Genomic DNA, 21145 nt, shown 5'->3' on the forward strand with positions numbered 1-21145 from the left:
TCGGCACTAACTTGTTACAAACCTCTAAGCTAGTGCCGTGGCGAAAAAATCACCACGATTTTTTCTGCGATCGATCAATTGCCCGGGGTTTTGCTCTCGCTCACCAGCGGCAGCACTTCGGCACCGCGCCAGCGCCGCACCGATTTCTGGAAGAACTGGCTGTTGGGCACTTGCACCAGCGCACCGCCCGCTTCCGGCAGTTCGATCAAGGTGGTGAACAACAGGTTGATGGCCACCACCCGGCCTTTGACGCCCGGCTTGTCGATGGTTTCCACCAGTTCCACCACATCGCCGATGCGAAACGGCCCGACGGTAAAGATCAGCACCGCGCACAGCAGGTTCGACAGCACGCTCCACATGGCGAAGAACGCCACTGCGGCAACCGCCACGAACCCGGACAGTGCGGTCCACAGCACCGTGGCGGAAACCCCCAGGCGCTCGAGCACGAAGATCAGCGCACTGCCCATGATCAGCCAGCGCAGGCCACCACGCAGCGGCATCAGCAGCTCCGGTGGCAACGGGTAGCGCTCGCCCAGGCGCTTGAGGCAACGGGCAACCACGCGCTGCAGGATGAACGCCGCCGAAAGTATCAGCAGGATCTGCAAACCCAGCCAGAACGGAGCGATCCATTCCACCGGCAATGGCAACTGCAAGGATTCCATCAGGATAACGCCTCCAGCTCCGCCTGCATGCCCTCGAGGGTCTCCAGGGCGGCCATCCAGGCTTCCTCGAGCTCCCCTTCACGAACCTTGAGCTTGGCCTGCTGGGCCAACAGCTCTCGCAACTCGTCCTTGCGCGCGGCTTCATACAGGGCGCTGTCAGCCAGGCTGGCATCAACCTTGGCCAGTTGCTCATGCACGGTGCCCAGCTCGCGTTCGAGCTTGTCGGCTTCACGCTTGTGCGGTGCCAGTTGCTGACGCAGGGCGGCAGCGGCCTGGCGCTGGGCCTTTTTGTCGGTCTTGTCGGCATTGACCGGCGCAGTGCTGACCGGGGCATTGCGTTGACGGTACTCAACCAGCCAGCGGGTGTAGTCGTCCAGGTCACCGTCGAAGGTCTCGACCTTGCCGTCGGCGACCAGCAGGAAGTCATCGGTGGTGCTCTTGAGCAAGTGACGGTCGTGAGAGACCACCAACACCGCACCACTGAATTCCTGCAGGGCCATGGTCAGCGCCAGGCGCATTTCCAGGTCCAGGTGGTTGGTCGGTTCGTCGAGCAGCAACAGGTTCGGCCGCTCCCAGGCGATCAGGGCCAGGGCCAGGCGGGCTTTTTCGCCGCCGGAGAAATTCACCACCGGCTCGTCGATGCGCGCGCCGCGGAAATCGAATCCACCCAGGAAGTCTCGCAAGGTCTGCTCGCGCTCGGTCGGCGCCAGGCGCTGCAGGTGCAGCAACGGGCTGGCCTTGTTGTCCAGCGAGTCGAGCTGGTGCTGGGCGAAGTAGCCAACCGAGAGGTTCTCGCCGCGTACCAGGCGCCCGCTGAGCGGCTCCAGTTCGCCGGCGAGGTTCTTGATCAGGGTCGACTTGCCCGCGCCGTTGGGACCGAGCAGGCCGATCCGCGCCCCCGGGGTGAGCTGCAACTTGACCTTCTCGAGGATGGTCTTGTCGCCATAGCCCAGGCGGGCTTCGGACAGGTCGAGCAGCGGGCTGGAGATTTTCTCCGACTCGCGGAAAACGAAGTCGAACGGCGAATCGACATGCGCCGCCGACAGCTCCTCCATGCGCTCCAGGGCCTTGATCCGGCTCTGCGCCTGACGGGCCTTGGTGGCCTGGGCCTTGAACCGGGCGATGTACTTTTCCATGTGCGCGCGCTGCGCCTGCTGTTTCTCGTAGGCTTGTTGCTGCTGCGCCAGGCGTTCGGCACGGGTGCGCTCGAACGCGGTGTAGCCACCACGGTAGAGGGTCAGCTTGCACTGCTCGACATGGGCGACGTGATCGACCACGGCATCGAGGAAGTCACGGTCGTGGGAGATCAGCAGCAGCGTGCCCGGATAGCCCTTGAGCCAGTCTTCGAGCCAGAGGATGGCGTCCAGATCCAGGTGGTTGGTCGGTTCGTCGAGCAGCAACAGGTCAGACGGGCACATCAGGGCCTGGGCCAGGTTCAGGCGCATCCGCCAGCCACCAGAGAAGTCGCCGACCCGGCGGTCCATCTGCTCGTTGGTAAACCCCAGGCCTGCCAGCAGCTTGCGCGCCCGCGCATCGGCGGTATAGCCGTCGGCGCTGTCGAGCTCGATATGCAGGCGTGCCAACGCAGTGCCGTCGTGGGCAGCTTCGGCCGCAGCCAGGTCGGCCTGGACCTTGCGCAGGCGGGCATCGCCGTCGAGCACATAGTCGACCGCCAGGCGCTCGAGGGTGTCGACCTCCTGGCGCATGTGCGCGATGCGCCAGTCGCCAGGCAGCTGGCAGTCGCCGGAGTCGGGCGTCAGCTCACCGCGCAGCAAGGCGAACAGGCTGGATTTACCGGCGCCGTTGGCACCGATCAGGCCGGCTTTCTGGCCGGCGTGCAGGGTCATCTCGGCGCCTTCTAGCAGGCGCTGTGGACCACGCTGTAAAGTGAGGTTCGATAGTCTGATCATAATGGCCGCGGAGTCTACCAGCTTCGTCGGCAACTGGCGCGAGTGGGACCATGCACACCGACCTGTGGAATTTTGCCCTGAAGCTCTACGCTCGACCGGGCGTAGAAGCCGCCTGCCTGCAATGGCAGGCCCGGGGTGGCGACGTCTGCCTGCTGCTGTGCGGCGTGTGGCTCGGCGCACGCGGTATTGCAGCGAACGAACAACGGGTTAAACAACTCAAGGAACTCGCCGAGGCTTGGCAAACCAAGGTGGTGAAACCGTTGCGCGCACTGCGCCAATCCTGGCGTGACGAAGCAGCCAAGGATGCGCAACTGGCGGTATTGCGCGAGCAGGTAAAAGGCCTGGAGTTAGCGGCAGAACGCATCCTGCTGGAGCGCCTGGAGACGGCCTGCAAAGACTGGGCAGCAACGCCCGAAGCCGAAGTGGACTGGATAGGCTGGCTGGCACCCGAAGGCGCCGGTGCGCATCACGACGCGCTGCAAAGGCTGCGCGCCGTGATGCTGACGACTCAGGACGCCGAAGACGGGGTCTGAGTGGTCGATGCTACCGAAGCTGCTGGCGCTGTGGTTGCCGGTGCAGAAGCAGCGGGTGCTGCAGGCGCTGCTGGAGTAGCAGGCTTGGCAGCTACAGGCTGAGCTGGCTTGGCAGCGGCTGGCCTGGCTGCAGGTTTAGTGGCTGCCGGTTTGGCAACGGGTTTGGCCGGCGCTTTAGCTGCGGCAGGTTTAGCGGCCGGCTTGGCTGCAGGTTTTGCCGCTGCTGGTTTGGCTGCAGGCTTGGCAGGTGCTTTCGCCGCTGCTGGTTTGGCCGCTGGCTTGGCGGCAGGCTTGGCCGCTGCGGTTTTAGCCGCTGGCTTGGCTGGCGCTTTAGCCGCAGGTTTGGCTGCTGGCTTGGCAGCTGCGGTTTTTGCCGCAGGTTTAGCCGCAGGTTTAGCCGGGGCTTTAGCGGCGGCAGGCTTGGCTGCTGCAGTTTTTGCTGCAGGCTTGGCAGGTGCTTTCGCCGCTGCTGGTTTGGCCGCTGGCTTGGCGGCAGGTTTAGCCGCTGCGGTTTTCGCCGCTGGCTTGGCTGGCGCTTTGGCCACAGGTTTAGCCGCTGGCTTGGTTGCGGGTTTGGCTGCTGCGGTTTTCGCCGCAGGTTTGGCCGGTGCTTTGGCGGCAGGTTTTGCTGCGGGCTTGGCTGCTGCAACAGCAGGTTTGGCCGAACGCACGCTCAATGCCTTGGCGGCAGCTTCCTTGACCTTGCCAACGCCCTGGGCCAGTTTCAGGCTTTCCTGAGCGTCACGCTTGAGCTGCAGGATGTAGGTGCGGGTTTGCGTTTGGCGGTCTTTCAGCGAGTCGAGCAAACCTTCCAGTTCACTCACCCCGTCCTTGGCTTTTTTCTGCGCCTTGGCTTTGCCAGCCTTGGCAGCGTCCTGCAGTTTCAGCCGCGACTTGTGCAGTTTTTCCTGGGCCTTGCCACGTTGTTTTTCCAACTTGGCGAGTAGTTTTTCAGCATCAGCCAGCGCTTGCGAGCAGGCATTTTCCAAATGATCGAGCAGGCTGCCCGAGAGTTGCTGGAGCAGGTGCAACGGCGTACTTACTGGCTTCTTATTGGCCGACATGGTTTACCTCCTGGCTGACGAGATTGCGGCTCATACTATGCTTCTGCTGCTACCGCCGCTAGGGCATGTTGACAGTATTAAATGCGCCGCGTTGCATGCCTGGGCAAAGTTGTTATCGCTGCAGCTGGAAACAAGTGTAGATGCTGCACAAAGTGTTGCTGATATTTACACGAAGTGACGAGCGAAGGCTGGCATACTTTATTTCCTCTGAAGCAGGAGCGAGCCTGTGCCGCGTTATCTAGTCCTTACCCTGTTGCTGTTGCCAACAGCGTTAATTGCAGCGCCTGATACTAAACCCGCCAGCGACCATGACCTGGCTTACAGCCTGGGTGCCAGCCTGGGCGAGCGCCTGCGCACGGAAGTTCCCGGCCTGCAACTCGATGCCTTGATCGATGGCTTGCGCCAGGCTTATCAGAACAAGCCATTGGCCCTGAGCCAAGAACGCATGGCGGCAATACTCAGCGAACATGATGCCCAGGCCAACCAAGCTGCAGTTCAAGCACAAAGCGAACAATTGCTGAGCGCGGAAAAACGATTCCTGGCCACTGAACGGGCCCGGGCCGGAGTGCGTGAACTGGCTGAAGGGATACTCGTGAACGAGTTGCAGGCCGGTACTGGCAGCAAGCCAAAAGCCGGCGGCAAAGTCCAGGTTCGCTATGTTGGCAAGTTGCCGGATGGCACGGTGTTCGATCAGAACCAGCAGCCGCAATGGTTCAATCTGGACAGTGTGATCGAGGGCTGGCAAGTGGCATTGCCACAGATGGCGAGCGGGTCGAAATGGCGGCTGGTGATTCCTTCGGCACAGGCTTACGGTGCCGAAGGCGCGGGCGACCTGATTGCGCCCTATACGCCGCTGGTGTTCGAGATCGAGTTGCTTGGGGTTGCCGACTGAAGGTCGGCAGCACCCTCAAGCCTGGACTGCGCCTTCTTCGCTGTGCGCGGTGTGCAGCACTTCGATCAGGCAGTCTTCGAGTTCGAAACGCTCGTGCAGCAAACTGCCCAGCTCGCGAAGCTTTTTCGCGAAGCGCTCAGAGTCATTGCAGTCGCCCTTGTCGCAATGATCGTTGAAGGCCGACGCGATTTCGGTAATTGCATCAATGCGCGGGCTGATCTGCTTGGCTAGCTCGAGCCCGCGAGTATCGCCAAACGCCTTGGCTTCGCTGACCAGTTGCTCGCTCACTTCGAAATGCCAGGCTGACACGTAGTCGACCAGTACCGCACAGAAGTCCCGGCTCTTGTCCTTGTCGGCAAAGGCCGGTTTGGCATCACGCAGCTCGCGGAAAGCCGTCACCAGCTCTGCACGCTCATCCAACCAGCGGTCAATGAGTTTATGGACCCCACCCCAGCGTTCCTGAGCATTCTGACAACTATCTAGCATGGCGATCTCTTCCCTTCTGGGTAATGCCCCCTGCCCCCGCGCCGCAAATGTGCAGAGCAAAGGTGAAGTCAGCAGAGCGGCATCGAGCAGCTGTGTTTTCGGTATGCGTGCAGGGAGATTATTCCCGTGCGCCCTAGCCTTCAAGGTACGCACGCGACAAAGTTCATACAAGTGTTTAATCCGCCCATCCTTTGCCGCCGGTCGCTTGCACAGTGAAAAACTTCGCCTCAGTTTTTTACCGAGCGACTGAACAGTGGACGGGTGCGCCCGAGCAGGCGACAGGTCGGCAGGGTTGCCAGCAAGACGAACGACAAAAGGCTCCACTCAGGGATGGTCAGGTCGAGGAAACTCCAGGTGATTGGCACGCAATCCGGGCTGCCGATGATCATTGCCTTGACGACCTGAAGCATTGGCATGCTTTCGAGGACATAGTCAAAAGCCGGTTCGCATTCGATGCTCGAGAGCGCCGGATTGCCTTGCAGCCAGACATGCCGGGCGGCCAACAGTGCCCCGCCGGTGGCGAAGAACAACGCCAGCGCGGCATAGATGCGGGTGCCCAGACGCCCTGGGGAATGCACTACCGCGCACAGGCAAACCAGAGCAAAGGCGCCCAAAAACAAACGTTGGCTGTAGCACAGCGGGCAAGGCACCAGGCCCATGCCGAATTCCAGGTAATAGGCGGCAGCCTGGACCAGTACCGATGCCAGCAACGCCGGGAAGAACAGTGAACGCAAGCGGGCCAACGACATGGCGAATCCAGGAGCGCGATGGACAGGCGACAACGGTAGAGGAAAGGCGCGGCTTGTATCAAGGCAAGACAGCCGGGACACGTCCCTGAACGACAAGGGAAGTATCCCGAACTAAGCAAGAAAGATAGCTGGGCATCTGAAGGAAAAATTACCGGCTAAAGCAGGAGATTTGCTCGAGCCCATGGGCACGCGTTTTTTCGCGCGCCCATGGGTAGCTCAAGCTCGCACGGCCTCTGGCAGCGGCAATGCCAGCAGACGCTGATCAAGCATGCCCAGGCCTTCCTGGAACAGCTGGTTGCTGCGCTCGGTATCGCCCAGGCCAGCGAGCAAGCGCGCAAGTTCTGCACAGGCTTCAGGATTGCGCTGCACGCGCAGGCTGCTTTCCAGGTAATCCCGTGCCTTGCCCCACAGGCGGTTCTGCAGGCTCAAACGGCCCAGGGTCAGCAGCAGGCTGGGGTCGTCGGGATGGTCCTTGAGCCAGCCTTCGGCAGTTTGCAGCTGGCGCGCCAGGTCGCTGCCGCGCACCAGCCCGTACAAGCGCGCCAGGTGACTTTCGTACTGGCGCTTGAGGGCGGCGCGCAGGGCTTGCTCGGCTTCGCTTTCGGCGCCCAGCTGGCGCAGTTGCTCGGCATAGGCCAGCACCAGCTGAGGCTCCTGGCGCTGCGCAGCAGTGAGCTGCTGCCAGGCGCGCTCAAGGGATTGCCGGGCGGTTTGCTCATCGCCTTCGCGGCTGGCCGCCAGGTTGAGGTTCTCGCCCCAGGCGCGACGCTCAAGCTCGGCCAGCTCCGCTGCCGGCAGCACTTTATCCTTGCGCAGGTCGGGCAGCAGGCGGATCAGTGCCGACCAGTCGCCACGCTCGCGATACAGGCGTTGCAACAGGCGCAGCACCTGAACGTTATGCGGATGACGCTCCTGCATGGCCTGCAGGGTTACCAGGGCAGCGTCGCTGTCGCCGCGGTCCATCTGCAACTGGGCATGACTCAGGGCAATGGCCAGTTCCGCTTCGGGCTGGCGCTCCAGCGCCCGCTCCAGGAGGTTGTCGCTGTCTTCGCTGCGGCCCAGCTCGTTGGCGGCACGCGCAGCGCCGAGGTAGTACAGCAGCGGTTGACGCTCGGCTTCGGCAGCGCGGTGCAGGTGGCGCTGGGCACTGGCCCAGCGACCCTCGGCGAGATCCAGTTGGCCCTGCTCGATCGCCAGCTGGGTACGACGGCTGCGGTTACGCCGCGACCAGGGGTTGACCACCCCGCCGGAGGTCAGCACCAGGCCCACCAGGTAGCGCACCAGAAGCAGCGCCAGGATGATCCCGGCCAAGGCTGCGAGCGCTGCCCACAGGCCCGATTGATAGCGAAAGCTGCCGTAGGAAATCAGCACATAACCGCTGTGCTTGGCGATCGCGATGCCGAGCGCGGCTGCCACGGCAATGGCCACCACCGCCAGCAGGTAGACGCGCTTCATGGCTTGGCCCCCTCGACTGGCTGATGCCGGCGCTCAAGGTAGGCCTGCACGGCACTGATGCTGTCGGCCAGGTCCGGCACCAGCACGGTGACCGGCTGCTCGGCCAGTTCGTTGAGGGCGGCAAGCATTGCCTGGCTCTGCGGGTTGTCCGGGTTGAAGTTGGCCAGCAGTACGCTGCGGGCGTCGTCCAGGGCCTGAGTATAAACCTTGGCCTCGCCGTTGAGCGCCGCCCACTGGGCTTGTTCGATGGTCAGGCTCAGAGCCAGGCGCAGCTGGTTGAGTGACTGCCCGGATAGTAACGGACGAATATTGTCGTCAGCATCGAAATCGATCTGGAAGTACTTCGACAGCTCTGCCCACCACTGCGACCAGCGGCTGGCGCCATCGCCGTCGGCGGTCAAGGCACCCAGCGCATCGGCATTGCTGGTGAATTCCGGCGATTGCGCACTGAGCTGCAACACCTGCTCGCGTTGGGCCGCCAGCTTGAGGAAGAGGCCGGTGCGGTCGGGCTGCTGGACGCTGTTGAGGGTCGCCAGGCTCTTGGCCAGTTGCTCACGGGCGGCAAACGAGCCGGGGTCGCTCTGCTCACGAAGGATTTCATCGGCGCCCTTGACCAGCTCGCGGGCACTGGCGATGTCCTGCAAGGCAGACAGGCGCAAGCTGGCCAGGCGCAGCAGGTGCTCGGCCTCGGCCAGGCGCCAGTCCTTGCGGCTGGCGCCGAGGATGGTTTCCAGACGCTGGCTCAAGCGTTGCTGATCGCCTTGCAACTGCGCCACCAGGCGCCGGCGATCTTCAAGCTCGGATGCGGGCGGCAAGCCGGCCAGCTGCGCAGACATCTGCTGTTCACGTTGTTGCAGGGCCAGGGCTTGCTCGCTCAGGGCCTGCAGGCTCTGCACCTGGCCCTGCTCGCTACCCTGGAGCTGGCGAACCTGCCATACGCCCCATCCGCCAACGGCGACACCTGCCGCGCCCAGCAGCAAGGCCAGGACTGCCAGGCCGTTGCCGGAGCGTTTGGCAGGTTCCACGGGGGTTTGCGCAGGAGCCTCTGGGGCCTTCAGTTCATCGTTGGGCAAGACAGTTTCGCTCACGTATCCATCCTTTGCTTTGTGGCACGTCGCCAATCAGCTTAGCGCCTTAGGGGGCTGGTGCAGGAGTTTCCTGCAATGTTGCCAGCAAAGCTGCGGCGCTGGCACCACGGCAATCCACTACATTCTGTGCGCCACTGGCGCGGGCAAGTTCCGCCACCCGTGGACTGGGCACGAACAACGGCAATTGCGCCAACTGCGGCCAGTGTTCACCGGCCAGTTGGCGCAAGTGTTGAAAACCCTGCCCACTGCTGACCACCAGGCCGTTCAGGCGTTCCCCGGCGATACACCGGACCAGGGTGGCCTCAGGGTAATGCGGCAGGTAGCGGCGATACAACTCAAGGTAATCGACCCGCGCGCCGAGTGCCGCCAGACGCTCGGCGAGCAGCTCGCGCCCGCCTTCGCCACGGATGATCAGCACCCGGGATTGCGGGCGCTTGATCGCGGCGGTCAACGCCGGCAGTTGCAGCAGCGCTTCGCTGTCATCACCTTGTGCCGGGTAGCTGACATTCAGACCGTGGTCGTCGAGGATCTGTGCGGTGGCAGCGCCAACGGTGAACCAGGCTTGCGCGGGCGGCTGCGGCCAGTGCGCGCTCAGTTGCTCAAGCGCCAGGCGCGCCGCCGGCTTGCTGACGACGATGATCGCGCTGTACTGGTCGAGCGCCTGCACCTGGCCAAGCTGCGCCGGCGTCAGCGCCAGCGGCTCGGTTTCCAGCAACGGCAGGCTGCTGCTGAACACGCCCTGCTCGGCAAGCGTGCGGGCCAGCGCGCTGCACTCTTCGGCCGGCCGGGTCAGCAGCAGGCGCCAGGCGCTCACGGGTGCCCGGCCTCGCCGTAGACCGCCTTGAGGATGTCTTCAGCACCTTGAGCCAGCAGGTCTTCAGCGACCTTGATACCGAGCGCTTCGGCCTCCTCGCGCGGCGCACGGGCCTGAGCCGTGAGCAGCTTGCCGCCAGCCGGTTCGCCAACCAGGCCGCGCAGCCACAGCTGCTCGCCTTCGAGCACCGCGTAGCAGGCAATCGGCACCTGGCAGCCACCATTGAGGTGTTTGTTCAGGGCTCGCTCGGCAGTCACCCGGTCGGCGGTGCCGGCGTGATGCAGCGGCGCCAACAGCGCATGGATTTCGCTGTCGGCACTGCGGCACTCGATGCCCACTGCGCCCTGGCCGCCTGCGGGCAGGCTGTCGTCGACGCTGATGCTGGAGGTGATACGGTCTTCGAAGCCCAGGCGGATCAGGCCGGCGGCGGCGAGGATGATGGCGTCGTACTCGCCGGCATCGAGCTTGGCCAGACGGGTGTTGACGTTGCCGCGCAAGAAGCGGATCTCGAGGTCCGGGCGGCGGGTCAGCAACTGCGCCTGGCGGCGCAGGCTTGAGGTACCGACGATACTGCCGGCCGGCAACGCCTCAAGGCTGTCGAAGGTGTTGGAAACAAAGGCATCGCGCGGGTCTTCGCGCTCGCAGATGCAGAACAGGCCCAGGCCTTCGGGGAAGTCCATCGGCACGTCTTTCATCGAGTGCACGGCGATGTCGGCCTGGTTTTCCAGCAGCGCGGTTTCCAGCTCTTTGACGAACAGGCCCTTGCCGCCGATTTTCGACAGCGGCGAGTCGAGCAGCTTGTCGCCACGGCTGACCATCGGCACCAGGGTCACGACCAGGCCGGCGTGGGCCTGTTCCAGACGGGCTTTGACATATTCGGCCTGCCACAGGGCCAAGGCACTTTTGCGGGTGGCAATGCGGATTTCGCGAGTGGACATGGAACGATCCGTACGAGATAGATTCGCCCGATGATAACAGCTCAGTCCAGACCGCTAGCAGATCTAAATCATGGTAGGAGCCGACCATCCCTGGCCGTCGACCGCTCCCTGGTCCCCGCCCTTAAAGCTGTTGCATCATTTTGCGTACACCAGCCACATGCCGGCGGCTGACGATCAGGGCATCACCGTTCAGGCCCTTGAGGAATAGCTGAAAATGCCCAAGCGGCGTGCGTTGCAGACGTTCGATGCGGTTGCGGGCGACCAGCGCATTGCGGTGAATGCGCACAAAGCGTTCACCAAACTCGTCTTCCAGAGCCTTGAGCGGCTCGTCCAGCAGCACTTCGCCGGCCTCGTGGCGCAAGGTCACGTATTTGTGGTCGGCAATGAAGTAGATCACCTGGTCGAGCGGAATCAGCTCGATACCCTTGCGGGTGCGCGCGCTGATATGGCTGCGCGGGCCGCTGCCGCTCTCGGCGGCCGGGCGGGTCAGGGCCGCCAGTTGCACGCGGTTGGGCCGTTCGGCCTTTTTCAAGGCGTCGCGCAGGCTGTCGGGCTGCACCGGCTTGAGCACGAAGCCCAGGGTGCTGTCCTTGAACGACTCGACGGTGAACTCATCGTCACCGGTGCAAAACACCACCGCAGGCGGTGCTTCGCGTTCGCACAGCCGGGCAGCGACCTGCAGGCCATCCAGGCCCGGCATGCGAATGTCGAGCAGGACCACCTCAGGCTTGAGGCTGTCGATCAGGGCCAGGGCCTCTTCGCCATTGGTGGCGCTGGGCTCCAGCACGGTATAGCCCTCCAGTTCGCCGAGCAGTCGGCTCAGGCGTTCCCGGGCTTGGGGTTCGTCATCAACGATCAGGACATTCATATAGCGCTGGATTCCTGCGTGAGTCTCGCACAAGGATAGCGTAGACAGGTGAGGTGACGACCGTCACGGCGATCCACGCTCAGACTCGCACGATGGCTAAAGATTCACTGGCCCGGCAGGAAACATGCCGCGCCTCTGTCCAACTGTAGACGGTTGCCGCAACACTGCCGTTCAATCGATAAATATCCTGTTGCAAGCGCGCTGTCGCGGGTCTGTGCTGCGACATAAACCCGCATTTGCCCCGACCGCCGCACTCCGGCAGCCCCGCCAATCCTGCTATGATCGACGCCACTTTTTCCGTTCACGCCTTCAAGAGTGAATCCATGAGCACCGACAAGACCAATCAGTCCTGGGGCGGCCGCTTCAGTGAGCCCGTCGACGCCTTCGTCGCCCGTTTCACCGCCTCCGTCAATTTCGACCAGCGCCTGTACCGCCACGACATCATGGGTTCGATCGCCCACGCCACCATGCTGGCGAAGGTCGGCGTCCTCACCGACGCCGAGCGCGACACCATCATCGATGGCCTGAAAACCATCCAGGGTGAAATCGAGGCCGGCAACTTCGACTGGCGCGTCGACCTTGAAGACGTGCACATGAACATCGAAGCGCGCCTGACCGACCGCATCGGCATCACCGGCAAGAAGCTGCACACCGGCCGTAGCCGCAACGACCAGGTCGCCACCGACATCCGCCTGTGGCTGCGTGACGAAATCGACCTGATCCTGGCCGAGATCACCCGCCTGCAGCAGGGCCTGCTGGAGCAGGCCGAGCGCGAAGCCGAGACCATCATGCCCGGCTTTACCCACCTGCAAACCGCGCAGCCGGTGACTTTCGGCCACCACCTGCTGGCCTGGTTCGAAATGCTCAGCCGCGACTATGAGCGCCTGGTTGATTGTCGCAAGCGCACCAACCGCATGCCCCTGGGCAGCGCCGCGCTGGCCGGCACCACCTACCCGATCGATCGCGAACTGACCTGCCAGCTGCTGGGCTTCGAAGCTGTGGGCGGCAACTCGCTGGACGGCGTTTCCGATCGCGACTTCGCCATCGAGTTCTGCGCCGCCGCCAGCGTGGCGATGATGCACCTGTCGCGCTTCTCCGAAGAGCTGGTGCTGTGGACCAGCGCGCAGTTCCAGTTCATCGACCTGCCCGATCGCTTCTGCACCGGCAGCTCGATCATGCCGCAAAAGAAGAACCCGGACGTCCCGGAGCTGGTGCGCGGCAAGACCGGCCGTGTGTTCGGCGCCCTCACCGGCCTGCTGACCCTGATGAAAGGCCAACCGCTGGCCTACAACAAGGACAACCAGGAAGACAAAGAGCCGCTGTTCGACGCCGCCGACACCCTGCGCGACTCGCTGCGTGCCTTTGCCGACATGATCCCGGCGATCAAGCCTCGCCACGCCATCATGCGCGAAGCGGCCCTGCGCGGCTTCAGCACCGCCACCGACCTGGCCGACTACCTGGTGCGCCGCGGCCTGCCGTTCCGTGATTGCCACGAAATCGTTGGCCACGCGGTGAAGTACGGCGTCGATACCGGCAAGGACCTGGCCGAGATGAGCCTGGAGGAACTGCGCCAGTTCAGCGACCAGATCGAGCAGGACGTGTTCGCCGTACTGACCCTCGAAGGCTCGGTCAACGCCCGTGACCACATCGGCGGGACTGCGCCTGCGCAAGTACGCGCCGCCGTAGCCCGCGGCAAGGCGCTGCTCGCCGCGCGCTAAGCCCTTCCTGCGTCTTGCTGCCCAGCTAGTTCTGCCTGGGTAGCCGCACGCAAGCGCTGAAGGAAAGCCGGCGTTTCGGCTTTCCTGTCAACTGCAACCTTGTGCACATTCGGATTTTCCCCCAGTCGCTCGAACAGTGCCCGGGCGCCCGGCAATGGCTGCAGGTAATCAATGCCGAACAGACGCTGGCCAACCTGGCAGGCCAGGTCGACGCTATAGAGAAAGTACAGGTCCGCCAGGGTAAGGCACTCGCCTGCCACATACGGGGCGAATCGACCGCGCTGGGCCAGGGCGGCAAAGCCCTTGTCCAGATCACGCCGGGCCTTGGCCTTCAAGGCCTCCGGGGTCGCCCTGCCGGCAAAGAACACTTCGACATAGCAGTAGCGGGCGGGCAGCTCGATGTACAGCTCGATTTCCTTGGCCAGCGCGCGCACCTGGGCGCGCTGGAAAGGATCGGCCGGCAACAGCGCTACCTCAGGGCAGGCCTCTTCGAGGTAATCGAGGATGGCGTCGGTTTCGCTGATAAAACCTTGCGCCACCTCCAGCACCGGTACCTTGCCGCGCGGGCTGATCGCCAGCACTTGCGGGTTCTGGCAACCATGCAGGGGCACCTCCTCGAACGGCAGGCGTTTTTCCAGCAGGGCGAGCTTGACCATGTTGTAGTAGTTGCTTGCAGAGAATCCGTGCAGTCGGAACATTTCCGGCCTCCTAGCCGCGTGAAGTCTCTGCATTTTTGGAACGAATCAAGCCAGAAAGCTGCCGTATGCTTCCGATAGACACGTAGGAGCTTTCTGCTTTTGCCTCAATAGTGCTCCAATCAGCGCTTGCCCGAGCGCACCATCTCGAGGAAAGCCGGCATCTGCGCTTCCTTGTCGGCGACGATCTTCTGTACGTTCGGGTTGTTCTTGAACTGCTCCAGCAGCGCCTTGGCCTGTGGGAAGTCTTCCAGCACATCGATGGCAAAAACCTTCTTGCCCACGGCATAGGCCAGGTCGACGCTGAAGCAGAACAGCAAGTCGGCGATGGTCAGGCTGTCGCCGGCCACATAAGGGCTGAACTTGCCGTTGCGCTTGAGGGTAGCGATACCGGCCAGCAGTTCGGTCTTGGCCTTGGCCTTGATGGCTTCATCGACCTGGGCGCCGAAAAACGCTTCGGGGTAGCAGGCACGTGCGGGCAGCTCGATGTACAGCTCGATTTCCTTGGCCAGCTCGTGAACCTTGGCCTGGGCAAATACCCCCTCCGGCAGCAATGCCTTGCCTGGCTGGGTCTGCTCGATGTAGTCGAGGATCAGGCTGGTTTCACTGAGAAAACCGTCTTCGCTCTGCAGCGCCGGTACTTTGCCGCGCGGGCTGATTTTCAGCGCTTCGGGGCTCTGGCCACCGAAAAACAGCACTTCCTCAAACGGTACGCCCTTTTCCAGCAGCGCCAGTTTGACCATGTTGTAGTAGTTGCTGACCGCGAATCCATGAAGCTTGAGCATGAAACAGCCTCCAGGCCGAAAAGGGGTTGGCCGGGTTGTTATAGACCCAAGTGCCGGGTACTGACCAGCATCATGAAGATTGTCGATAACAAGGCATTGCTGCCGGGCCCGTGGCAAACTGGGCACCCCAAAAGAGGAAAGCGCCCATGAGCGAACCTACCGATATCGACAACGACGAAGAAGCGTTCGCCGAGTCGACCCTGATCGAAGCGATCGAGAACCAGATCGAAAGCGACAACCCGCCAGCGGCCAAGGCCACGTTCAACAAGCTGACCCTGGTGGGTTACGAGCGTGAAGACATCCTCAACCTTATGGCCCACGTGCTGGCCTACGAGATTGATGCGATGCTTGAAGACGACCGCGCGTTCAACACCGAATGGTACGAAACCGCCTTGCGCGCTCTGCCCGAGCTGCCGCCGGAAAAGGACTGAAGCAAAGCAGGATTTCCCTGACTACACTGCAAAACCAGGCACCGGCGACGGTGCTGCCCTCCTTGTCTGGAAGTCGGAGTCTTTATGTCGTTTACCCCCGAACTGATTGCCGAGCTGGAAGTCCTTGCCTTGTTCAACCTGGATAGCAGCCAGGAAGGCATCAAGGTCCATAACACTGCCTCCAAGGAGGTGATCGCTGCTGCACAGCGCCTGTACGAGAAAAAGCTCACCGACCAGCCCGATGGCGGTTACCTGACCAGCCTTGGTCACGATGCCGCCGTGAATGTTCAGGTGCTGCTGAACATCCTGAATGTCGTCGAACCTGCCTGATAACTGCAATCGCGGGGCAAGTCGGAACGCCGCACCGCCGCTCCTGCCGGCCTGGTGGGTGCGGCGGTGCGGCGACCCGACTTGCCCCGCGATGCGTTAAGCGCTAATAAAATGGCGTCAAATTCCAAATACCACTTAAACTCGCCATTGCTCCCTAGACGGCCGGTTTCAGCTCGCCATGAACCACCCCCACGAAATTCGCCCCGACCTCGACCAGGGCATTGACCGCAAGGTGCTCAGCCAGCTGCGCCAACGCTTCCTGAAGCTCAACCAGGGGCGCCTGGGGCGGACCATGGACGGGCTGTCGAGCCGCCAGCAGCAGGTCTTGACCCTGCTGCCGCTGTTTTTTCACGTCAATCACCCACTGTTGCCCGGTTATGTCTCAGGCACGACGCCCGCGGGGGTCGCCAACTTCGAGCCTGATGCGCAACTGCTGGCCGAAGCCCAGCGCCTGACCCGCTCATTTTCGTACAAGGCCCGGCGCGGCAACCCGCCCCAGCCGATTCACGGGCTGTTCCTGATGGGCAGCCTGGGCACCCTAGCCCAGGCCGAGCAGAGCGACATGGACGTCTGGGTCTGTCACGCCGCCGACCTGAGCGAAAGCGACCTGGCGGAGTTGCGCAAGAAATGCCTGCTGCTGGAAATCTGGGCCGCCAGCCAGGGCGCCGAAGCCCACCTGTTCTTGATCGAGCCGCAAGGCTTCGTCCAGGGCGAACGCGACGGCCAGCTGAGCTCCGATGACTGCGGCACCACCCAGCATTACCTGCTGCTCGACGAGTTCTACCGCACCGCCATCTGGCTGGCCGGGCGCACACCCTTGTGGTGGCTGGTGCCGGTCTATGAAGAGCCACGCTACCGGCAATACATCCAGACCCTGCTGTCCAAGCGCTTCGTGCGTGCCGAAGACCACCTCGACCTCGGCCACCTGGCGCACATCCCTCCGGGCGAATTCGTCGGCGCCGGGCTCTGGCAACTGTTCAAGGGCATTGAATCGCCCTACAAGTCGGTGCTCAAGCTGCTGCTTACCGAGGTCTACGCCAGTGAACACCCGCAGGTGCAGTGCCTGAGCCTGCAGTTCAAGCAGGCGGTGTTCAGCAATCGCCTCGACCTCGACGAGCTCGACCCCTACATGATGGTCTACCGGCGTATCGAGCAGTACCTGCAAGGCCGCGGCGAACGCGAGCGGCTGGAGCTGGTGCGGCGCAGCCTGTACCTGAAGGTCAACAAGAAGCTCAGCGGCCTGGCCCGCCAGCGCAGTGCCAGCTGGCAGCGGGACCTGCTGCAGCGCCTGAGCCAGGAATGGAGCTGGGATCAACGCCAGCTGGCGCTGCTCGACAGCCGCAGCCAATGGAAAGTCCGCCAGGTGGCGGTCGAGCGCCGGGAGCTGGTAGCCGAGCTGAACTACAGCTACCGCTTCCTCTGCCAGTTTGCCCGCAGCCAGAACGCCACCAGCCGCATCGACCAGCGCGATCTCAGCGTGCTCGGCCGGCGCCTGTACGCCGCCTTTGAACGGCGCGCCGGCAAGGTTGAGTTCATCAACCCAGGGATCGCCCCGGACCTCGCCGAAGACACCCTGACCCTGGTGCAGTCACCCAACCGCAAAGAGCCCGGGCAGACCCACTGGGGCCTGTACAACGGCAACCTCGGCGTGCACGAGTGGGAGCACTTCGCGCCGATCAAGCGCTGCCGCGAACTGCTCGAACTGCTGACCTGGGCGCACCGCAACGGTGTGATCGACAGCAGCACGCGCCTGGCCCTGCACCCGGGCAGCAGCGACCTGAGCGAGTATGAGCTGTTCAACCTGCTCGGCAGCCTGCAACAGAGCGTCGCCCTGCCCCTGACGGTGGTCAGCGAACAGCGCCTGCTGCAACCGAGCGTGGTGGACGAGATCCTGCTGCTGGTCAATGTCGGCATCGACCCGCTACAGCACCACCGCGACCTGAACATCCTGATGACCACCGAGCGCACTGACTCGCTGAGCTACGCCGGGGTGCGCGAAAACCTGGTGCTGACCCTCGACCAGGTCACCCTCAACAGCTGGAACGAAGTGCAGGTGCACCGCTACGACGGCGAACATGCCCTGCTGCGTTGCCTGCGTGATTACCTCAACAGCCTGGGCGCCGGCCACACGCCCAGGCTGCGGGTCCGCTGCTTCTGCCACAACCGCGCCCAAGCCATCGCCCTGCGGGTCGAGGAAGTGTTCGCCAGCACTCAGGCGCTGCTGGCGCAGAACCTCAACCAGCGCTACCTGTTGCAAGTCGAGCAGCACACCCATGTACTGGAACTGCAACGCGGCGCGGTAAACCTGGTGACCCTCGACGATCCGGACGCGGTGCTGCGCTACCTCGGTGAAGAACGCAGCGACTACAGCCCCCTGCACCTGGACGCCAATGCCCTGCAGGAGCTCGACCTGGCGCAACTGCTGCCGCTGGGCCAGCCGCAGTGCATCCAGCTGTTCTATCGGCTGCAGGACACCTGGGCGGATGTCTACGTACTCGATGAGCACAATGCCCTGTGGCAGCAGCGCTTGCCGTTTCACGATGAAAACAGCCTGTTGTTGCCGCTTCAGCGCTTCTTGCAATCGATCGTGTTTCGCCGCGATGCGCGCCTGCCACTGGACAGCCTGCAGGCCCAGGGTTCACTGGATATTCTTTATTACCAATTGTTGCCATCAGGCACTGGCAAGGTTCGCCAGGTAGAAGCGCGCCAGGTCGAGGTCAAGGCCATCGACCGGCCCTACTACGAAGTGCAGGCGATTCTGCAGGCCGGCGCCAGCGACGACGTGCAAGTCACGCTTTACTGCAATCAGCGGGAGTTTTCCCAGCTCGAGCATGGCGACCAGCTGTATGCGGTGGTCGCCCGCGAGATCATCGAGCAGCGCCGCGAGGCTGAGCGCTACCGCTGCTACATCACCGACCTGGACTTGTCAGGCCTGCTGGCCGATGGCCTGGGCTCGAGCATTCTCTACCTGCGCTACAAGGGCGAACTGGAGCGGGCGCTCAACGAGGCCCTGGCGCAGGCTTGAGGCTCAGAGGTCGAAGTCACCTGCCGCTTCTGGCTGGTATTCGACTTCAAGCAGTTTGAGCTTGAGGGTCTTGCCGCCCGGGGCCGGCCAGTCGATCTGCTCGCCTACCGACAAGCCCAGCAGCGCGCTGCCGATCGGCGCGAGGATAGAGATCTTGCCTTCGTCGGCGTTGGCGTCTTTCGGGTAGACCAGGGTCAGGTGGTAGTCCTTGCCGCTGGCTTCTTCGCGGCAATGAACCCGGGAGTTCATGGTCACGACACCGGCCGGAACTTCCTCGTGACCGACCTGGTCGGCGCGGTCGAGCTCGTCCTGCAAGGCGAGCACACCCGGCGAGTCCTGCGTCTTCTCATCGAGGCTGTCGATCAGACGCTCGAGACGCTGCACGTCCAAGCGGGTGACGATAATGGAAGGGTGGGTGCTCATGATCCGGTCAGACTCCTTTTTTTGGGCGATATAAAGCAAAACCCCGCCCAAGGGCGGGGTTTGCAGGAATTCGGCACAGCCGAAACAGGTTCGACACTACCACAGCCAAGTAAATACACAATACCCGCAGGGTCTATGCCAACCCGGCCAGCTGTCGACGCGCCAGCGCCTCGCGGCAGATCTGCCGGCGCTGCTCGTCATCGGCCGCGCGCCACTGGCGAATGTCCTCGACATGGCGATAGCAACCGATGCAGACCTTGTGTTCATCCAGCCGGCAGGTGCTGATGCACGGCGACGGTACTGCCGGGCTGACGTTACTGTAGAGCGGCTTGGCCGGCTTGGCTGCGCTGCTCATCAGATGTCGTCGAAATCGAGCTTTTCACCCGCCCGCTCCCAGACGATGCGCTCCAGCATCTCACCCAGCAGCTCCTCGGTCTTTTCACAGGTCCACTTGCCGTTCTGCTCGTCGTAGTCGAAGTGGAAACCACCGGACTTGTCGGCCAGCCACAGCTGGCGCAGCGGTTCCTGGCGGCTGAAGATCAGCTGGCTGCCGTTGTCGAACTTGATGGTCAGGACCCCTGCCGAGTTCTCCATGTCCAGATCCAGGTCAGTCTCGTCGAACAGGTCTTCCAGCGCCTGTTGGGTCGCGTCGACCAGGTCGTGAAAACGCGCTTCGGTCAAACTCATTGCAAGAACCTCAAAAATGTCTGCACACACGCAAGCCGGGCAAGATACGAGCGCGGCGCGCCGAATGCAAAGGATACCGACCTGCGCCAGGCAGCGCAGCCACCACCCCGCCCGACGGCGGGTTGCCCGCATAGGCAAGGGGCCGGGCGCTCGGTATACTCGGGCGCAATACTGCTTATTACAAAGGATTACGCCATGAAGCGCCTGATCTCCACCCTCGCGGCGCTCGTCGCGGTTGCCTGCCTCGTTTCCGCCTGCGGCCAGAAGGGCCCGCTGTACCTGCCAGACGACAGCAAAGACGGTAAAAAGTCGCAATCGCACAAGCACCAGTAAGGGTAACCCATGGACGCTTTCAACTACCGCGACGGTCAGCTGTTCGCGGAAGGCGTGGCCCTGTCGGCCATCGCCGAACGTTTCGGCACGCCGACCTACGTCTACTCGCGCGCCCACATCGAGGCCCAGTACCGTAGCTACGCCGATGCTCTGGAGGGTGTTTCGCACCTGGTGTGCTTCGCCGTCAAGGCCAACTCCAACCTCGCTGTGCTGAACCTGCTGGCCCGCCTGGGCGCAGGTTTCGACATCGTTTCCGGCGGTGAGCTGGAGCGTGTACTGGCCGCGGGCGGGCGGGCCGATCGCGTGGTGTTCTCCGGCGTCGGCAAAACCCGCGAAGACATGCGCCGCGCCCTGGAAGTCGGCGTGCACTGCTTCAACGTCGAATCCACCGACGAGCTCGAGCGCCTGCAGGTAGTGGCCGCCGAAATGGGCGTACGCGCGCCGGTTTCGCTGCGGGTCAACCCGGACGTCGATGCCGGTACCCACCCGTACATCTCCACGGGCCTGAAAGAAAACAAGTTCGGTATCGCCATCGCCGATGCCGAAGAGGTGTACATCCGCGCCGCGCAACTGCCGAACCTGGAAGTGGTCGGCGTCGACTGCCATATCGGCTCGCAGCTGACCACCCTGGAACCCTTCCTCGATGCCCTCGACCGCCTGCTGGCGTTGATCGACCGCCTCGGCGACTGCGGCATCCTCCTGCGTCACCTGGACCTGGGTGGCGGCGTCGGTGTGCGTTATCGCGACGAAGAGCCGCCGCTGGCCGGCGACTACATCAAGGCCATCCGCGAGCGCGTCGGCGACCGCGACCTGGCCCTGGTGTTCGAGCCGGGCCGCTATATCGTCGCCAACGCTGGCGTGCTGCTGACCCAGGTCGAGTACCTCAAGCACACCGAGCACAAGGATTTCGCCATCGTCGATGCGGCGATGAACGACCTGATCCGCCCAGCCCTGTACCAGGCCTGGATGAACGTCACGGCGGTGCAGCCGCGTGCCGGCGAAGGCCGTGTTTACGACATCGTCGGGCCGATCTGCGAAACCGGCGACTTCCTCGCCAAGGAGCGCGAGCTGAACCTGGCCGAAGGCGACCTGCTGGCGGTGCACTCGGCGGGCGCCTATGGTTTTGTCATGAGCTCGAACTACAACACCCGTGGTCGTTGTGCCGAAGTGCTGGTCGATGGTGACCAGGCCTTCGAAGTGCGTCGTCGCGAAACCGTGGCCGAGTTGTTCGCCGGCGAAAGCCTGCTGCCGGAGTAAAC

At 63.2% G+C, this 21145-nt stretch carries 23 protein-coding genes and 1 pseudogene; 8 read left to right on the forward strand and 16 right to left on the reverse strand.

The window, feature by feature from the left end:
* Positions 1–74: 74 nt before the first annotated feature.
* Together LOY37_RS26460 and LOY37_RS26465 are read right to left on the reverse strand one after the other, a co-directional pair.
* Entirely contained in the window at positions 75–662 is a 588-nt protein-coding gene (locus LOY37_RS26460) for a mechanosensitive ion channel family protein (RefSeq protein WP_045201021.1), read from the reverse strand.
* Positions 662–2572, reverse strand: coding sequence for an ATP-binding cassette domain-containing protein (locus LOY37_RS26465; protein ID WP_195885294.1), 1911 nt, complete (start codon positions 2570–2572; stop codon positions 662–664). The genes LOY37_RS26460 and LOY37_RS26465 overlap by 1 nt, the downstream gene beginning before the upstream one ends.
* Before the next feature lie 50 nt (positions 2573–2622).
* On the opposite strand from LOY37_RS26465, the gene LOY37_RS26470 reads away from it, so the two are divergent.
* Positions 2623–3105, forward strand: a complete 483-nt coding sequence (locus tag LOY37_RS26470; RefSeq protein ID WP_258716046.1) for a TIGR02444 family protein — start codon at positions 2623–2625, stop codon at positions 3103–3105.
* Here the strand turns inward: LOY37_RS26470 and LOY37_RS26475 are convergent.
* Entirely contained in the window at positions 3081–4169 is a 1089-nt protein-coding gene (locus LOY37_RS26475; protein WP_258716047.1) for an AlgP family protein, read from the reverse strand. The two genes, LOY37_RS26470 and LOY37_RS26475, sit on opposite strands and share 25 nt — an antisense overlap.
* Before the next feature lie 226 nt (positions 4170–4395).
* On the opposite strand from LOY37_RS26475, the gene LOY37_RS26480 reads away from it, so the two are divergent.
* Entirely contained in the window at positions 4396–5061 is a 666-nt protein-coding gene (locus LOY37_RS26480) for an FKBP-type peptidyl-prolyl cis-trans isomerase (RefSeq protein WP_258716048.1), read from the forward strand.
* 15 nt (positions 5062–5076) lie between these two features.
* Here the strand turns inward: LOY37_RS26480 and LOY37_RS26485 are convergent, their stop codons facing one another.
* The 8 genes and pseudogenes from LOY37_RS26485 to LOY37_RS26520 all read right to left on the reverse strand — a co-directional run.
* On the reverse strand, positions 5077–5547 hold the full coding sequence (locus tag LOY37_RS26485) for an Rsd/AlgQ family anti-sigma factor (RefSeq protein ID WP_045201014.1): 471 nt from the start codon (positions 5545–5547) through the stop codon (positions 5077–5079).
* 227 nt (positions 5548–5774) lie between these two features.
* Complete coding sequence (locus tag LOY37_RS26490; protein WP_045201012.1) at positions 5775–6296, reverse strand: disulfide bond formation protein B; 522 nt, start codon at positions 6294–6296, stop codon at positions 5775–5777.
* A gap of 216 nt (positions 6297–6512) precedes the next feature.
* Positions 6513–7751 carry a heme biosynthesis protein HemY gene (locus LOY37_RS26495; RefSeq protein WP_045201010.1) on the reverse strand — a complete coding sequence of 413 codons (1239 nt, stop codon included), beginning with the start codon at positions 7749–7751 and terminating at the stop codon, positions 6513–6515.
* Positions 7748–8839 carry a uroporphyrinogen-III C-methyltransferase gene (locus tag LOY37_RS26500; protein ID WP_045201008.1) on the reverse strand — a complete coding sequence of 364 codons (1092 nt, stop codon included), beginning with the start codon at positions 8837–8839 and terminating at the stop codon, positions 7748–7750. Before LOY37_RS26500 ends, LOY37_RS26495 begins: the two co-directional genes overlap by 4 nt.
* A 46-nt stretch (positions 8840–8885) precedes the next feature.
* The gene (locus LOY37_RS26505) at positions 8886–9653 is read right to left on the reverse strand and encodes a uroporphyrinogen-III synthase (RefSeq protein ID WP_258716049.1); all 768 of its coding nucleotides are present in this window, start codon (positions 9651–9653) and stop codon (positions 8886–8888) included.
* Complete coding sequence (gene hemC, locus LOY37_RS26510) at positions 9650–10591, reverse strand: hydroxymethylbilane synthase (RefSeq protein WP_258716050.1); 942 nt, start codon at positions 10589–10591, stop codon at positions 9650–9652. Before hemC ends, LOY37_RS26505 begins: the two co-directional genes overlap by 4 nt.
* 121 nt (positions 10592–10712) lie before the next feature.
* Positions 10713–11459, reverse strand: coding sequence for a LytTR family DNA-binding domain-containing protein (locus LOY37_RS26515; protein WP_045201002.1), 747 nt, complete (start codon positions 11457–11459; stop codon positions 10713–10715).
* Positions 11456–11563 (reverse strand): annotated as a pseudogene (locus LOY37_RS26520) (sensor histidine kinase); the annotation flags it as partial. The pseudogene LOY37_RS26520 and the gene LOY37_RS26515, both read right to left, overlap by 4 nt.
* Before the next feature lie 219 nt (positions 11564–11782).
* Between LOY37_RS26520 and argH the strand changes: the two are divergent.
* A complete protein-coding gene (gene argH / locus LOY37_RS26525) occupies positions 11783–13177 on the forward strand; it encodes an argininosuccinate lyase (RefSeq protein WP_093378152.1) in 1395 nt (464 codons plus the stop codon).
* Here the strand turns inward: argH and LOY37_RS26530 are convergent.
* Together LOY37_RS26530 and LOY37_RS26535 are read right to left on the reverse strand one after the other, a co-directional pair.
* Positions 13174–13875 (reverse strand): glutathione S-transferase family protein, encoded by a 702-nt coding sequence (locus LOY37_RS26530; RefSeq protein ID WP_258716051.1) that lies wholly within the window; start codon positions 13873–13875, stop codon positions 13174–13176. The genes argH and LOY37_RS26530 overlap by 4 nt on opposite strands.
* Before the next feature lie 119 nt (positions 13876–13994).
* Positions 13995–14657, reverse strand: coding sequence for a glutathione S-transferase (locus LOY37_RS26535; RefSeq protein ID WP_045200996.1), 663 nt, complete (start codon positions 14655–14657; stop codon positions 13995–13997).
* Positions 14658–14803: 146 nt separating this feature from the next.
* Between LOY37_RS26535 and LOY37_RS26540 the strand changes: the two genes are divergently transcribed.
* From LOY37_RS26540 to LOY37_RS26550, 3 genes are all read left to right on the forward strand, one after another.
* Positions 14804–15088 carry a hypothetical protein gene (locus tag LOY37_RS26540; protein WP_093378138.1) on the forward strand — a complete coding sequence of 95 codons (285 nt, stop codon included), beginning with the start codon at positions 14804–14806 and terminating at the stop codon, positions 15086–15088.
* Positions 15089–15172: 84 nt separating this feature from the next.
* Positions 15173–15418 carry a TIGR02647 family protein gene (locus LOY37_RS26545; protein ID WP_258716052.1) on the forward strand — a complete coding sequence of 82 codons (246 nt, stop codon included), beginning with the start codon at positions 15173–15175 and terminating at the stop codon, positions 15416–15418.
* Positions 15419–15596: 178 nt separating this feature from the next.
* Positions 15597–18443: a class I adenylate cyclase gene (locus tag LOY37_RS26550; RefSeq protein WP_258716053.1), complete on the forward strand. Its 2847-nt coding sequence runs from the start codon at positions 15597–15599 to the stop codon at positions 18441–18443.
* A gap of 3 nt (positions 18444–18446) precedes the next feature.
* Here the strand turns inward: LOY37_RS26550 and rnk are convergent, their stop codons facing one another.
* From rnk to cyaY, 3 genes are all read right to left on the reverse strand, one after another.
* Positions 18447–18866, reverse strand: coding sequence for a nucleoside diphosphate kinase regulator (rnk, locus tag LOY37_RS26555; RefSeq protein ID WP_045200989.1), 420 nt, complete (start codon positions 18864–18866; stop codon positions 18447–18449).
* Between the two features lie 133 nt (positions 18867–18999).
* Positions 19000–19221: a DUF1289 domain-containing protein gene (locus tag LOY37_RS26560; protein ID WP_045200987.1), complete on the reverse strand. Its 222-nt coding sequence runs from the start codon at positions 19219–19221 to the stop codon at positions 19000–19002.
* Positions 19221–19553 (reverse strand): iron donor protein CyaY, encoded by a 333-nt coding sequence (cyaY, locus tag LOY37_RS26565; RefSeq protein ID WP_045200985.1) that lies wholly within the window; start codon positions 19551–19553, stop codon positions 19221–19223. The genes LOY37_RS26560 and cyaY overlap by 1 nt, the downstream gene beginning before the upstream one ends.
* A 195-nt stretch (positions 19554–19748) precedes the next feature.
* Between cyaY and lptM the strand changes: the two genes are divergently transcribed.
* Positions 19749–19886: an LPS translocon maturation chaperone LptM gene (gene lptM, locus LOY37_RS26570; protein ID WP_045200983.1), complete on the forward strand. Its 138-nt coding sequence runs from the start codon at positions 19749–19751 to the stop codon at positions 19884–19886.
* A 9-nt stretch (positions 19887–19895) separates the two neighbouring features.
* Entirely contained in the window at positions 19896–21143 is a 1248-nt protein-coding gene (lysA, locus tag LOY37_RS26575) for a diaminopimelate decarboxylase (RefSeq protein ID WP_093378127.1), read from the forward strand.
* Positions 21144–21145 lie beyond the last annotated feature (2 nt).

It is taken from the genome of Pseudomonas sp. B21-012, from assembly GCF_024749305.1.
GTDB lineage: Bacteria > Pseudomonadota > Gammaproteobacteria > Pseudomonadales > Pseudomonadaceae > Aquipseudomonas.